We start from the raw sequence: 14,725 nt of genomic DNA, 5'->3' as shown, positions 1-14,725 counted from the left end.
ACCGTCCATGACAACAACGACCATCAGCCGCCGCAGCGCCCTCGCTGCGGCCCTCGCCGTGCCCGCCCTGGCGCGGCCCGCCTTCGCCCAGGCGGCCTGGCACGCGACGCGCCCGGTGCGCGTCGTCGTGCCCTTCCCGCCCGGCGGCGCCACCGACATGCTGGCGCGCCTCATCGCGACGGGGCTCGGCGAGAAGCTCGGCCAGGCGCTGGTCATCGAGAACCGCCCGGGTGCGAATGGCGTGGTCGCGACGCAGAACCTGCTGGGCTCGCCGCCGGATGGGCACAGCCTGATGCTCGCCACCGCCGACACCCATACCGTGCTGCCCGCAGCCAATTCCCGGCTGCCCTACAATGTTGCGGAATTCGTGCCGGTCAGCGGCATCGCCAGCGTGGTCTTCGCCCTGGTCGCCCGGCCGGGCCTGCCGGTCGAGAACCTCCAGCAGCTCATCGAATTGGCGCGCGGGTCGGCCACGCCGCTGACCTATGCGTCCTATGGTGTGGCCAGCGTCTCCCATGCGGCGGGCGAGATGTTCCGCCGCGCCATCGGGGCCGAGATGACGCATGTTCCCTATCAAGGTGCGGGGCCGGGTGTGCTCGCCATCACTGCCGACCAGGTGGACATCATGATGGTGCCGGTCGCGGTGGCGCAGCCGCAGCGGGCCCGGCTGAAGATGCTCGGCGTCGCCACGGCGCAACGCTTCTCCCTGGTGCCGGATGTCGCGACCCTGACGGAGCAGGGCATGCCGGTCATCGCCGATGCCTGGATCGGGCTCCTCGCGGCGCCGCGCACGCCGATGGTGGTGGCCGAGACGGTCCATGCAGCCGTGTCCCAGGTGCAGAACACCCCGTCCTTCCAGGACACGCTACGCACCAACGGCTTCAGCAGCCTGGGCTACAACCCGGCGGTCTTCGCCGCCTTCCTGCGGGCGGAAGCGGAACGCTGGGGCCAAGTGGTGCGCGACGCGAACATCCGGGTGGATGGCTGAACCCGGCCCCATGCCTTGCCCCGCGCCCGCCGAACACCTAGGAGGGAAGGGACAGGGCCGGTCCTGCCGCGGCATGGCGGACCGGGAGAGGGAGAGCCATGGCCGGGTCCCGCATGGCGGCAGGCTGCGTGAAGCCAAAGCCGACCATCCGCGACGTCGCGGAAGCGGCCGGGGTGGGGGTCGGCACCGTCTCCCGCGTCATCAACGGCCATGCGAATGTCAGCACCGAGTTGCGGGAGCGTGTGCAGGCGGCCGTGGCGCGGCTGGGCTTCTCCCCGGACGCCGCGGCGCAGAGCCTGCGCGGCGGCCCGTCCCGTATCTTCGCTTGCGTCGTGCGCGACCTGACCGTGCCCGTCCTGGCGAGCTTCGTGGACCAGATGCAGCAGAAGCTGGATGCGCGCGGCTGCTCGCTGTTGGTCGCATCGTCCTATCACGCCTTCGCGCGCGAACAGGAATTGCTGGCGAGCTTCATCCGCCGACGGGTGGACGGGCTCGTCATCGCCACCTCCTCGGAGCGCGACCGGCGCCTGCTCAAGATGCTGCGCGACGCGCCGATGCCGATCACGCTGCTGGACCGCATGCGGCCGGACAGCCTCGATCACGTTCGCGTGGACCACGCCCATGGCACGCGCGCGGCGATCGCGCATCTTCTGGCGCTGGGCCATCGGCGCATCGGGGTGATCTCCGGCGCGGATGTCGCCTGCCCGGTGACCGAGCGCCTGCGCGGCTTCCGGGAAGCCCATGCGGCGCTGGGTCTGGAGCCCGATCCGGCGCTGATGCGCCTCGGCTCCTTCGCCACGGGCTATGCGGAGCAGGAGGCGGCGCGGCTGCTGGATCTGCCCGATCCGCCCACCGCCTTCTTCGTCGCCGGCACCGCGCTGCTGCCGGGGCTGTTGCGGACCTTGCAGGAACGCGGCCTGGTGATTCCGCGCGATGTGTCCGTCGTGGCGGGGGCGGAGAGCGAACTCGCCGAATTCCACGCACCGCCGATCTCGGTCGTGCAATGGGACCATGGGGCGCTCGGCGCCATGGCCGCGCAGTTCCTGCTGCAGCGGATCGAGACGCCGGGCCTGCCGCCGCAGCGCGCGCTCGGCCCCACCACCTACATCCCACGGGGGTCCTGCGCCCCGCCACGCTGACGACGCCGGAGACCGGTCATGCCGCCTGAGGACGCCGCACCCCGCACCATGTTCGAAAAGATTTGGGACCGGCACCGCGTCCTGGAACGGCCCGATGGCCAGGTGCTCCTCTATGTCGATCGCCACCTGATCCACGACGGCAGCGAACCGGCCTTCGACATGCTGCGCCGGCGCGGGCTGAAACCTCGCGCGCCGGACCGCATCTTCGGCGTGCCCGACCATTACGTGCCGACCGACACGCGGGAGACCGCCGCCATCCCCGATCCCGCACGGCGCTTCATGGTCGAGACGCTGGAACGCAACAGCGCCGAGCATGGCTTCCAACTGTTCGGCCTCAAGGACGAGGGCCAGGGCATCGTCCATGTCATCGGCCCCGAACAGGGCCTGACACAGCCGGGCCTGCTGATGGTCTGCCCGGACAGCCACACCTCGACCCATGGCGCGCTCGGCGCACTCGCCTTTGGCATCGGCATGACCGAGGTCACTCATGTGCTCGCGACGCAGACGCTGTGGCAGCGCAAGCCGGCGACCATGCGCATCACGGTGGAGGGCGACCTCGGCGCCGGCGTCACGGCCAAGGACGTGATCCTGCACATCATCGCCACCATCGGCGCGGCGGGTGCGGCGGGGCATGTCATCGAATACGCCGGCAGCGCGATACGCGGCCTGTCCATGGAAGGCCGGCTGACCCTGTGCAACATGTCTATCGAGGCAGGCGGCCGCGCCGGCATGGTCACGCCGGACGAGACGACCTTCGCCTATCTCGCCGGCCGCCCCTATGCGCCGAAGGGCGCGGAGTGGGATCGCGCGGTGGAACGCTGGCGCGCGCTCGCGACCGACGCCGGCGCGCGCTTCGACCGCGAGGTGACGATCGACGCCGCCGCCATCGCGCCCACCGTCACCTGGGGCAATTCGCCGCAGGATGCGGTTGCCGCCGATGGCCAGGTGCCCGACCCGACGCAGGAGGAAGACGCCGAGCGTCGCGCCGCCATGCAGGACACCTTCGCCTATATGGGCCTGACGCCGGGCATGCCGGTCGAGGAACTGCGCATCGACCGGGTCTTCATCGGGTCCTGCACCAATGGCCGGATCGAGGATCTGCGCGCCGCCGCCGCCATTGCGCGCGGCCGGCGCGTGGCGGAGGGGGTGACGGCCTGGGTGGTGCCCGGCTCCGCGCCGGTGAAGCGCCAGGCCGAGGCCGAGGGACTCGACCGCATCTTCACCGAGGCCGGCTTCGACTGGCGCGAGGCCGGTTGCTCCATGTGCCTCGGCACGAATGGGGAGATCGCGGCCCCGGGCGAGCGCGTCGCCGCCACCACCAACCGCAATTTCCGCGGGCGCCAGGGCCCCGGCGTGCGCACGCATCTGATGAGCCCGGCCATGGCCGCCGCCGCCGCGGTGACCGGGCACATCACCGATGTGCGCCGGATGACGGGGGGCTGAGATGGACCGCTTCACGACGCTGCATGCCGCCGCCGTGCCCTTCGCGCGGGACAACATCGACACCGACCAGATCCTGCCGGCGCGCTTCCTGCACATGCAGCGCGACGAGGATCACGGCGCCTGCCTGTTCCGCGACCTGCGCTACGCGCCCGACGGGTCGGAGGTGCCGGACTTCCCGCTGAACCGGGAGGGCTGGCGCGATGCCCGCATCATCCTCGGCGGGCGCAACTTCGCCTGCGGGTCGTCCCGCGAGAACGCCGTCTGGGCCGTCCAGGGCCATGGCATCCGCGCGGTGATCGCACCGTCCTTCGGCGACATCTTCGCCATCAACGCGGTGAAGAACGGCATCCTGCCGGTCGTGCTGGCCGAGGACGCGGTGGCCGCGCTGATCGCCGAGGCGGAGGCGCATCCCGGCGCGGAGATCGCCGTCGACCTGGCCACCCAGACCGTGACGGCCGCGAACGGCGCAGTCTATCATTTCGATATCGACCCATTCACCCGCCATTGCCTGTTGGAAGGCGTGGACGAGCTTGCCTTCACCCTGTCCCACCAGGAGGACATCGCCGCCTTCGAGCGGCGGATGGATCGCTCGAACTTCTGACGAGGAAACGTTTCATGCATATCGCATTGCTCGCCGGCGACGGCATCGGGCCGGAGGTGACCGCGCAGGCCGTGAAGGCGCTGCGCGCCGTCGCCGCCAACGGCCCGCAATTCGACTTCACCGAGGCGCCGATCGGCGATGCCGCCTACGACACCACCGGCGACCCGCTGCCGGAAGCCACGGCCGAACTGGCCGAACGGGCCGATGCCGTGCTGTTCGGCGCGGCCGGCACCTATGAGAGCGACCTGCGGCCGCCCGAGCAGCGCGGCGGGCATGCGCTGCTGCGCCTGCGCAAGCGCATGGACCTGTTCGCCAACTTCCGGCCCGTCACCGCCTTTCCGGAGCTGATCGGCGCCTCGACCCTGAAGCGCGAGGCGATCGAGGGCGTCGACCTCGTCGTGCTGCGGGAACTCACCAGCGACATCTATTTCGGCACGCCGCGCGGCGTGCATGTGACGAATGGCGAACGCGTGGGCGTCAACACCATGCGCTACACCGAAAGCGAGATCCGCCGCGTCGCCCATGCCGGCTTCAAGGCTGCGCAGGGACGGCGGAAGAAGCTGTGCTCGGTCGACAAGGCCAATGTGCTGGAGACCATGGCGCTATGGCGCGAGGTCGTCACCGAGGTCGGGCGCGAATACCCCGATGTCGAGCTGTCGCATCTCTATGTCGATGCGGCGTCGATGCATCTGATCCGCCGGCCGCGCGACTTCGATGTCATCGTCACCGGCAACATCTTCGGCGACATCCTCTCCGACGCCGCGGCGATGCTGACGGGGTCGATCGGCATGCTGCCCTCGGCCTCGCTGAATGCCGAAGGGCGCGGGCTGTACGAGCCGGTGCACGGCTCCGCACCCGACATCGCGGGCAAGGACATCGCCAATCCGCTGGCCTCGATCCTATGCGGGGCGATGCTGCTGCGCCACTCGCTCGGCCAGCCAGCAATGGCCGAGCGCATCGAGACCGCGGTGCGCCGCGTCCTCGCCGAGGGCTATCGCACCGGGGACATCATGGAAGCCGGCGCCACGCGGCTCGGCACCGAAGCCATGGGCGACGCCGTCGCACGGGAGATCGCCCGACTCGCCAACTGAATCCGCAACCAGACAGGGAGGACAACGACAATGAACGCATCAATGACACGCCGGAGGCTCCTCGCCGCCACGCTCGCCACGCCGGTCCTGGCGAGGCCGGCGCTCGCCCAGGACGTCTGGCCGAACCGGCCGATCCGCTGGGTCGTCGCCTTCGCCGCCGGCGGGGCGGCCGACACCGCGGCCCGCGCCATCGCCGCCGACATGCAGGAGGCGCTGGGCCAGAACATCGTCATCGAGAACCGCACCGGCGGGAATGCCGTGGTCGCGGCCAGCGCCACGCTGCAATCGCCGCATGACGGCTACACCTTCCTGATCGACGCGGCGAACCAGCTCACCAACCCGGTGCTGCTGCGCGACCTGACCTTCGACTACAAGACCGCCTTCGTGCCGGTGACCCAGGTCGCGGCCTTCCCGCAGGTGATCGCGGTGAAGCAGGATTTCCCGGCGCGCACCCTTGCCGAGTTCATCGCCGTCGCGAAGGAGCGGCCGAACACGATCTCGGTCGGCACGCCGCCGGCGGCGGGGATGGGGCATCTCGCCCTCGCGGCCTTCGAGCACCGGGCCGGCGTGCGCCTGGTCCATGCCCCCTATCGCGGCGGCGCCGATGCGGCGCGCGACATCATGTCGGGCAGCATCGACGCGGTGCTGATCACGACATCGTCCATCCGACCGCCGGTGCAGTCCGGGCGGGCGCGCATCCTGGCCGTGACGAGCTTGGAACGGCCGCCATCCCTGCCAGATGTGCCCACCGTCGCGGAATCGGGCTTCCCCGGCTACGACATGGTGGACTGGAACGGGTTGTTCGCCGCCTCCGGCACGCCGCGCCCGATCATCGAGCGGATGGCGGCCGTGGCGGCGGTCTCCGCCCGCGCGCCCAAGGTGCGCGAGCGCATGGACCCGGCCGGCGCCGTCATGGTCGGCAGCTCGCCGGAGGTCTTCGCAACCTGGCTGGCCGGGCAGCGCCGCAATGCGGAGGAGACGATCCGGGAGGCGGGGATTACGCTCGGCTGAAAGGTCAGGCGCGCCGGGGACACCCGCGGGTCTGCGGGCCCTGGCGCCCGCCAAAATTGTAACCTTGGTTGCGGCGCGGGTCATCGCGGCCCATCTCCGCCCGTATGGTCATCCTGCGCCCTTCCTTGTCCCGGAAGCTGACCGGCTGGTCCTTCCTCGCCCTGGGCGTGGCCGGGCTGATCCTGCCTTTCCTGCAGGGCTTCCTCTTCCTCGCCCTGGGCGTCTTCGTCCTGCGGGACCAGCACATCTGGGCCGCCCGGCGCTGGAACTGGGTGGAGGGCCGGTGGCCGCGGCACGTCTCCCGCGTCCAAGACCTCGAAGCCTCCGCCTGTCGGCGTCTGGCCGGCGCGGCCGAGCGCGTGCGGCGCCTGTTCAGCCGGACCTGACCGGCCTACATCCCGGCCCATGCATCGTCTCTGGCTGTTCCTGGGAGCCGTGGCCGGGCTCATCGCCGTCGCCCTTGCCGCCTGGGCCGCGCATGGCGCGCCGGCGGCCTATGACATCGCGCCGCGGCGCGCGGCGGAAAGCGCGCTGACCATGCAGGGCTGGCACGCCCTGGCGCTGCTGGCCGTCGGGCTGATGGTCGAGCGCGGACGTCGCGCGGCGAACCTGGCCGGCGCCTGCTTCGCCCTCGGCATCCTGCTCTTCTGCGGCGGGGTGTGGTGGAGCGTGACGGGCCGGGCGCCGTTGCCGGTGCCGCTGGCGCCGGTCGGCGGCACGCTGCTCATGGCGGGCTGGGCCGCGCTGGCGATCGCCGCGCTGAAACGGTGATCCGCAGCGCCTACCTGGCCGCGGAGGGCTTCGAGCGCGACGTCGAGGAAGACCTGCGCCGTGCCGGGGCGCGTTTGGGCACCTGGCACGGCCGCTTGGCGCTGTCGCCCGATCCGCCGGTCGCCGCACCCTGGGCACTCGACATCTGGACCGACCCGCGGGAGATCGCCGTCCCCTCGGTGAAGGCCGGGGCGGATGCGCTGCGGGCGATCCAGCGCAACTGGTCGCATTATCCGCTGCTGCATCATCGCCGTTCCGCCCTGCTGGCCGAGCGCCTGCCCCCGGTGAAGGCGCGCGCGCTCGTCTTCCCCGAGCCGGCGCCGAGCGCGCATCTCGGCGCCTGGACGCTGCTCGCGCCGGACCGGATGCTCGCCTCCCCCACCAAGACCAGCCCCTTCGTGAATGGCGAACCCCGCTTCGCGGAGGACCGGGAGGGCCCGCCCTCGCGCGCCTATCTGAAGCTGTGGGAGGGGCTGACCCGCATCGGCCGCCATCCCGTCCCGGGCGAGACCTGCCTCGACCTGGGGGCGTCCCCGGGTGGCTGGACCTGGGTCATCGCCAAACTCGGCGCGCAGGTGGTCGCGGTGGACAAGGCCCCGCTCGACCTGGCCATCGCGGCCATGCCCGGCGTTTCCTGCCGACAGGAGAGCGCCTTCGGCCTCGATCCCCGGCAGGAAGTGCCGGTCGACTGGCTGTTCTCGGACATCATCTGCTACCCGGCCCGGCTGTTGGCCCTGGTGCAGCGCTGGCTGGAGGCCGGGGCGGCGCGCAACGTCTTCTGCACCCTGAAATTCCAGGGCGAGACGGACCACGACACCGCTGCCGCCTTCGCCGCCATCCCCGGCGGAAGGCTGTTCCACGCCTTCCACAACAAGCATGAGCTGACCTTCGTGCGGCTCGATCCGGCCGCCGCGTAGAATCTGTTCGGAAACGCGCCGTACGGCGCGTTTCCGTGTCCGGCACCGGCCCGCACCCCCACCCGGCCACCCATTCCAGGATACTGAGGTGGGTGGCCGGGTGGGGGCCGGTGCCGGGCATTCCTGACAGACTCCCAGATTTTTTCGCGGCGATGGCACGCTCTGGCACGCCGGCTGCAATGACCCGCCTGCGCCAGGACGGCGTGACCCGGCAGAAAGACGGGTGCCAGACCATCACGGAGTACGCAGCCATGCCGATCGACCCGGATCGTTCCCCTACTGCCCCCCAGGCCATCCGGGCCTTTCGCATGCAGAGCCAGCAGGACGCGGCTCGGCTTCAGGCTGCAGGCGGCCAACAGGAGTTCGCCGCCAGGCTGCAAACATTGCAGCATCGCCCCGCCATGACGGCGGGGCCGGGTACGCCCACGGGCAATACGCTCGCCGCCCTGCTCCAGCGGTTGGATACCGACCAGGATGGACGGATCACACCGCTGGAGCTGCGGGCGCGGACCGATCGCAACTTCGCGCCGCCCGCGACCGACGCCGATCCAACGAAGGCGTGACTGTCACGCGGCGGCGATTCCCTCCCGCCGCGATTTGTCCTAGCTCCATCGGCATGGATGTCATGCCGCCGTTGCACGAGCCGCGCTCGCCCCGGGAGGGTGCGATCGCCATCGGCCTGCGCGTCTGGCGCGCCGCGGCGTCGGACCGCATTTCGCTGACCGCCGCGGGCTGTGCCTTCTACGCGACGCTCGCCCTGTTCCCGGCGATCTTCCTGCTGGTGCTGATCTACGGCATGGCCTTCGACAGCGCGACGGTCGAACCGCAGCTCGAGATCCTGCGCGAGCTGGTGCCGCTCGAGACCTATGAACTCGTCGCCGACCGGCTGCATGCCCTGGTCGAGCAGCCGCGCCCGTCAATGAGCTGGGGCGCGATCGTCTCGGGCGGCGTGGCGATCTGGTCGGCCTCGGCCGGCACGCGGGCGATGCTGGGGGCGCTGAACATTGCCCATAATGTGCAGGAGACGCGCGGCTTCCTGCACTATCACCTGCTCGCCATCGGCATCACCCTGGCGGCGACGGTGGCGGCGACCTTCGCCATCGCCTCCCTGGTCGCGCTGCCGGGGGTCGCGGCGCTGTTCGGCCTGCCGGCGCCGCAGGCCTGGACGCTGCGGGGCCTGTCCATGGGGACGGTGCTGCTCTTCGTCTTCCTCGGCCTGATCGTGGTGTATCGGCTGGGGCCGTCCGGGGCGCATCCGGGGGTGCTCTGGACGCTGCCGGGGGCGGTGGTGGCGACGCTGATCTGGGCCTTGGCGTCCTTTGGCTTCACGCTCTACGTCTCGAACTTCGCGACCTATGACCTGATGTACGGGCCGCTCGGCGCCGTGGTCGTGCTGCTGATGTGGTTCTGGGTCAGCGTCTTCGTCGTGCTGCTCGGCGCCGAGCTGAATGTCGCGCTGATGGAGGAGCACGCCTCGACGCCGGCCTGAGCGCCGGGCAGGATCGCCGGCGGAAACGCCGGAACGGGAGACGCCCATGCGCGCAGCCTTCGTCGATGCCAATGCCCCACTGGCCGCGATCATGCGCCGCCTGCACCGGCCGGCCGACCTGCCGGTCACGATCCACGAGAACCCCGACATCACCCCCGATGACCTGCCCGCCCTGCTGGAGGGCGTGGACATCGCCATCGACGACCACACGCATTTCCCGGTCGAGGTCGTGAAGCGCTGCCCCGACCTGAAGCACATCGTCTTCCTCGGCACCGGCGCGCGGTCCTACATGGACCCGGAGGCGCTGGAGGCCGAATGCGGCGTCAAGGTCCACATCATCAAGGGCTATGGCGACACCGCCGTCGCCGAGATGGCCTTCGCCCTGATGTGGGCGGCCGCCCGCGGCATCGGACCCATCCACCACAGCATGGTCGGCGGCGGCTGGCCGCGCACGGAGGGCATGCAGCTCACCGGCAAGACGGTCGGGCTCATCGGCTTCGGCGGCATCGGGGCGGAGATGGCGCGGCTGTGCCTCGGCTGCGGGATGCGCGTGCTGGCCTGGAACCGCTCGGCGAAGGACGCCCCGCCGGGGGTCACCTTCACCGACCTCGACACGCTGCTGGCGGAAAGCCACGTCGTCTCGCTGCACCTGCTGCTGAACGACGCGACGCGCGGCTTCCTGAGTGCGGAGCGCCTGGCGAAGATGCGTCCCGGCGCGCTGTTCGTGAACACCGCACGCGGCGCGATCGTGGATGAGCCCGCCCTGATCGAGGCGCTGCGCAGCGGCCGGATCGGCGCCGCCGGTCTCGATGTCTTCGTCGAGGAGCCCCTGCCGGCCGGGCATCCGCTGGCGGCGCTGCCCAATGTCGTGCTGACCTCCCATTCCGCCTTCCGCACGCCGGAAGCGACGGACAACCTGATCGGTGCGTCGCTCGACCATTGCCGCCGGATCGTCGTCGAGGGCGCGTGAGTTCCGGGCGCCGGCGGGCGCCCCCCCTTCCCATTTCGCCCCGGCATCGCAGATGATGGGGTAGGAACCCAGGGAGACACCGCGCATGGCGAAGTTCGGCCTCAGCCAATCCATCCGTCGCGTCGAAGACCCCCGCCTGCTGAAGGGTGGCGGCCGCTATACGGATGACGTCGCGGTGCCCGGCCAGGCACAGGGCTACGTCCTGCGCAGCCCGCATGCGCACGCGAAGATCCTGTCGATCGACACGGCGGCAGCCAAGGCCATGCCGGGCGTGCTCGGCGTCTGGACCGCGGCGGACCTCAAGGCTGCGGGGATCGGCGACCTGCCCTGCCTCGCCCCGGTGAAGTCGGTCGATGGCACCCCGACCTCGGATACGCCGCACCCGGCGTTGGCCGATGGCGTGGTGCGCTATGTCGGCGACCCGGTCGTCTTCATCGCCGCCGAGACCATCAAGCAGGCCCGCGACGCCGCCGAGGCGGTGGAGGTCGACTACGACATCCTGCCCGCCGCGACGGACCTCGCCACGGCGACCGAGTCCGGCCAGCCGCAGCTCTGGGCCAGCGCGCCGAACAATACCTGCTTCGACTGGCATGTCGGCGATGCCGCCAAGGTGGACGGGCTGATCAAGTCGGCCGCGCATGTGACGAAGCTGCGCATCGTGAACAACCGTGTCGTCGTCGCGTCCATGGAGGCGCGCGCCTCGCTCGCCGAATATGACGCCGCGAAGAACCACTGGACCATCACGACCAACACCCAGGGGTCCTGGCTGGTGCGCAACGTGATGGCGCAGGCCATCTTCAAGCTGCCCACCGACCATTTCCGCGTCGTCACGCCGGATGTCGGCGGCGGCTTCGGGATGAAGATCTTCATCTATCCGGAGCACGTCCTGACCGCCTTCGCAGCGCGCGAGCTGAAGCGCGCGGTGAAGTGGACCTCGGAACGCACCGAGGCCTTCCAGTCCGACACCCATGGCCGCGACAACATCACGATCGGGGAACTGGCGCTCGACAAGGACGGCAAGTTCCTGGCGCTGCGCACCAAGAACTGGGCGGGGATGGGTGCCTATCTCAATACCTTCGCGCCCTTCATCCCGACCGCGGCAGGCACCAAGGTTCTCGCCAGCGTCTATAATTTCCAGGCGATCCACGCCCAGGTCATCGGCGTGATGACCAACACCGTCCCCGTCGATGCCTATCGCGGCGCCGGCCGACCGGAGAGCAACTACCTGGTCGAGCGCCTGATCGACACCGCGGCGCGCGAGATCGGCATCGACCGGATCGAGCTGCGCAAGCGGAACATGGTGCCGTCCTCCTCCATGCCCTACGTCTCGGCCATGGGGCAGCGCTACGATTCCGGGGAATTCGCGCAGATCCTCGACACCGCGCTGGCCAAGATGGATTGGGCCGGCTTCGCCGCACGCCAGGCGGAATCCGCGAAGCAGGGCAAGAAGCGTGGCATCGGCCTCGCCTATTACCTCGAAGCGACGGGCGGTGCGCCGACCGAGAATGCCTCGGTGAAGTTCACCGAGGACGGCTTCGCCGATGTCTATGTCGGCACCCAGTCCACCGGCCAGGGCCATGAGACGGCCTATGCGATGATGACGAGCTTCGAGCTCGGCATCCCGATCGAAAAGATCCGCATCCGCCAGGGCGATTCCGACAGCCTGCCGGATGGCGGCGGCACCGGCGGCGCGCGCAGCCTCTATTCCGAAGGCCAGGCGATCCTGGTGACGACCGCCTCCGTCGTCGAGAAGGGCAAGAAGGCGGCGTCGGAGCACCTCGAAGCCGCCGTGGCGGATATCGAGTTCACTTCTGGCACCGGCAGCTTCGGCGTGGTCGGCACCGACCGCACCGTCGGCATCCTCGACCTTGCCGCGTCGCAGATGCGCAAGGCCAAGGCGGGGCAGGAGGTGACGCTGCTCGACGCGACCGAGACGGCCGAGATCAAGTCCCACACCTTCCCCAATGGCTGCCACATCGCCGAGGTGGAGGTGGACACCGAAACGGGTGTCGTCCGCGTCGTCCGCTACAGCGTGGTGGACGATGTCGGCCATGCGCTGAACCCGCTGATCGTGCGCGGCCAGGTGCATGGCGGCGTGACACAGGGCATCGGTCAGGCGCTGCTGGAACGCACCGCCTTCGACGCCGAGAGCGGGCAGCTCCTCTCGGCCTCCTTCATGGACTATGCGCTGCCGCGCGCGGACGACCTGCCCCCGATCGAGGTCGAACTGGTCGAAGTGCCCTGCGAGACCAACCCGCTCGGCGTGAAGGGCGCGGGCGAGGCGGGCGCGGTGGGCTCGCCGCCGGCGGTCATCAACGCCCTGGTGGATGCGCTGGGGGTCGCGATCGACATGCCGGCGACGCCGGAGATGGTGTGGAAGGCGCTGCAGGCGGCCTAAGACGCCACGGGGAGGGACACTACCCCTCCCCGGACCCACTCTTCCAAAGGCCGGCAAGCCTTTGGAAGGCTCGACCTGGCAGCACCAGACACGACAGCCGGGACTGGCGCCGGGACCCATCCATGCAGCCGGAGCACGGTTGCGCAGCGCGGACTGCCCTTCTGTCCGACGCCAAGTGCCGGTGATCCAGGCCATCCATGGCCTGGCGGGATGAGGTTCGGAGAGGGGCGGCGCCCCTCTCCGACCTGTCCGCAATGCATAATTCGGCTCCCTCCTTTCATCGACCGTCATGAGACCCTGCCTCGCGACGGATGGCGCCGTCGCGCAATCGGCTCCACTATGCCGCAGTGCACAATGGCGTGGATGGCAACAGGGCCGGAATGACGACGACTGCCGAAGACGGCTTGCCGCCCGAGCGCCGAGGCTGGGCCTATGCCGGGGTGCTCGCCACCATCAGCGTGGCGGTAATGGACGGCATGTCGGTGAATGTGGCGCTGCCGATCCTGGCCCGGGACTTCGAGGTTTCCGCCGCCAATATGATCTGGATCGTCAGCGCCTATCAGCTCATCCTCGTCGTGTCGCTGCTGCCCTTCGCAGCGCTAGGCGAGATTCATGGCTATCGCCGGGTCTATCTGACCGGGCTCGGCATTTTCACCATCGCCTCGCTGTTCTCCGCGGCGGCGCCGTCACTGCCGCTGCTGGTGCTGGCGCGCACGCTCCAGGGCATTGGCGCAGCCGGCATCATGAGCATGAACATCGCCCTGGTGCGCTACATCTTCCCGCGGCGGCTGCTGGGGCGCGCCCTTGGCTTCACCACCATGGCCACGGCCATCTCCTCCACCATCGGGCCGAGCGCCGCCAGCCTGATCCTCAGCATCGCCTCGTGGCACTGGATCTTCCTGGTGAACGTGCCGATCGGGGCGCTCGCCCTGGCGATCGGCTATCGCAGCCTGCCGGAGTCGGACCGGTCCAGCCGGCGCTTCGATGCGCTCAGCGCGCTGCTGACGGCGGTCACGATCGGGCTTGTGGTCACCACCGTCAGCAGCATCGGCCATGCCGCGCCCTGGCCACTGGTGGCTGCGCAGCTCGGCATCGCGGCGGCGGCAGCAGTCTGGATGGTGCGCCGGCAGAGCCAGGAGGAAGCACCGCTCGTGCCGATCGACCTGCTGCGGCGGCCGATCTTCGCGCTGTCGGTCTGCACCTCCGTCGCCTGCTTCACAGTGCAGATGCTGGCCTTCGTCTCGTTGCCCTTCCATCTGCATGACGTGCTCGGCTTCCCGGCAGAGAGCACGGGTCTGCTCATGATGCCCTGGCCGATGGCCGTGGCGGTGGCCGCGCCCCTGGCCGGCCGGTTGACGGAGCACTTCACGGCGGGATGGCTCGGCTTTCTCGGCCTCGCCACCATGTCGCTCGGGATGCTGATGCTGTATCTGGCGCCGGAGCATGCCGGTGCGGCCGACATCGCCTGGCGCATGGCCCTGTGCGGGGCGGGCTTCGGCTTCTTCCAGACCCCAAACAACCGGACGCTGCTGGGCGCGGCCCCGCGCAGCCGCAGCGGTGCAGCCGGCGGCATGAGCAGCACGGCCCGGCTTTTCGGCCAGAGCACCGGCGCGGCCCTGGTCGCGCTGCTGCTGTCGCGCTTCGCGCCGGACGGAACGAGCCTGGCTCTGGCGACTGGGGCGAGCCTCGCGGCCATCGCGGCCTTGGTCAGCGTGGCGCGGGTTGGGGTCGGCCGGTAGCGGCGCCGGCTGCGGAAGCGCCTGCCTTCCGTCCCTGGGTCCTGCGCCCGAAAAGCCGCGGATTTCCGCCATGCAGGGCCTTTGCTTTCCCGCCTTTCCCCGCCGGAATCGCGCTGATATGGTGCGGCCCCCTCGGCATCCGGCCTTGCGGGCCGATTCGCGGCCCCA

Annotated in this window: 14 protein-coding genes; all 14 read left to right on the top strand. The window is 70.2% G+C overall.

From position 1 onward, the window contains the following. The first annotated feature begins 7 nt into the window (after positions 1–7). The 14 genes from KPL78_RS27590 (at position 8) to KPL78_RS27525 (ending at position 14,557) form a co-directional block, all read left to right on the top strand. Positions 8–988 carry a tripartite tricarboxylate transporter substrate binding protein gene (locus tag KPL78_RS27590; protein ID WP_219766490.1) on the top strand — a complete coding sequence of 327 codons (981 nt, stop codon included), beginning with the start codon at positions 8–10 and terminating at the stop codon, positions 986–988. 98 nt (positions 989–1,086) lie between these two features. Beyond that, entirely contained in the window at positions 1,087–2,127 is a 1,041-nt protein-coding gene (locus KPL78_RS27585; RefSeq protein ID WP_219766488.1) for a LacI family DNA-binding transcriptional regulator, read from the top strand. An 18-nt stretch (positions 2,128–2,145) separates the two neighbouring features. After that, positions 2,146–3,570 (top strand): 3-isopropylmalate dehydratase large subunit, encoded by a 1,425-nt coding sequence (gene leuC / locus KPL78_RS27580; protein ID WP_219766486.1) that lies wholly within the window; start codon positions 2,146–2,148, stop codon positions 3,568–3,570. A gap of 1 nt (position 3,571) precedes the next feature. Then, positions 3,572–4,171, top strand: coding sequence for a 3-isopropylmalate dehydratase small subunit (gene leuD / locus KPL78_RS27575; RefSeq protein ID WP_219766484.1), 600 nt, complete (start codon positions 3,572–3,574; stop codon positions 4,169–4,171). Between the two features lie 14 nt (positions 4,172–4,185). Beyond that, a complete protein-coding gene (leuB, locus tag KPL78_RS27570) occupies positions 4,186–5,262 on the top strand; it encodes a 3-isopropylmalate dehydrogenase (protein WP_219766482.1) in 1,077 nt (358 codons plus the stop codon). A 42-nt stretch (positions 5,263–5,304) separates the two neighbouring features. Then, a complete protein-coding gene (locus KPL78_RS27565) occupies positions 5,305–6,273 on the top strand; it encodes a Bug family tripartite tricarboxylate transporter substrate binding protein (RefSeq protein ID WP_219766480.1) in 969 nt (322 codons plus the stop codon). 125 nt (positions 6,274–6,398) lie between these two features. Continuing rightward, positions 6,399–6,659, top strand: coding sequence for a PGPGW domain-containing protein (locus tag KPL78_RS27560; RefSeq protein ID WP_219766478.1), 261 nt, complete (start codon positions 6,399–6,401; stop codon positions 6,657–6,659). 19 nt (positions 6,660–6,678) lie between these two features. Further along, on the top strand, positions 6,679–7,044 hold the full coding sequence (locus KPL78_RS27555; RefSeq protein WP_219766476.1) for a DUF423 domain-containing protein: 366 nt from the start codon (positions 6,679–6,681) through the stop codon (positions 7,042–7,044). Then, positions 7,041–7,961: an SAM-dependent methyltransferase gene (locus tag KPL78_RS27550; RefSeq protein WP_219766474.1), complete on the top strand. Its 921-nt coding sequence runs from the start codon at positions 7,041–7,043 to the stop codon at positions 7,959–7,961. The genes KPL78_RS27555 and KPL78_RS27550 overlap by 4 nt, the downstream gene beginning before the upstream one ends. Positions 7,962–8,140: 179 nt before the next feature. Beyond that, entirely contained in the window at positions 8,141–8,524 is a 384-nt protein-coding gene (locus KPL78_RS27545) for an EF-hand domain-containing protein (RefSeq protein WP_219766472.1), read from the top strand. Positions 8,525–8,586: 62 nt separating this feature from the next. After that, positions 8,587–9,450 carry a YihY/virulence factor BrkB family protein gene (locus tag KPL78_RS27540; protein ID WP_219766470.1) on the top strand — a complete coding sequence of 288 codons (864 nt, stop codon included), beginning with the start codon at positions 8,587–8,589 and terminating at the stop codon, positions 9,448–9,450. A gap of 46 nt (positions 9,451–9,496) precedes the next feature. Next, positions 9,497–10,420 (top strand): NAD(P)-dependent oxidoreductase, encoded by a 924-nt coding sequence (locus KPL78_RS27535; RefSeq protein WP_219766469.1) that lies wholly within the window; start codon positions 9,497–9,499, stop codon positions 10,418–10,420. Between the two features lie 85 nt (positions 10,421–10,505). Continuing rightward, the gene (locus tag KPL78_RS27530; protein WP_219766467.1) at positions 10,506–12,818 is read left to right on the top strand and encodes a xanthine dehydrogenase family protein molybdopterin-binding subunit; all 2,313 of its coding nucleotides are present in this window, start codon (positions 10,506–10,508) and stop codon (positions 12,816–12,818) included. A 380-nt stretch (positions 12,819–13,198) separates the two neighbouring features. Continuing rightward, positions 13,199–14,557 carry an MFS transporter gene (locus KPL78_RS27525; protein WP_219766465.1) on the top strand — a complete coding sequence of 453 codons (1,359 nt, stop codon included), beginning with the start codon at positions 13,199–13,201 and terminating at the stop codon, positions 14,555–14,557. Positions 14,558–14,725: the final 168 nt, after the last annotated feature.

The sequence above is a fragment of the Roseomonas alba genome (assembly GCF_019430885.1).
Lineage (GTDB): Bacteria > Pseudomonadota > Alphaproteobacteria > Acetobacterales > Acetobacteraceae > Neoroseomonas > Neoroseomonas alba.
The sequence above is the reverse complement of the archived record's forward strand: the minus strand, read 5'-3'. Positions and strand labels throughout refer to the sequence as shown.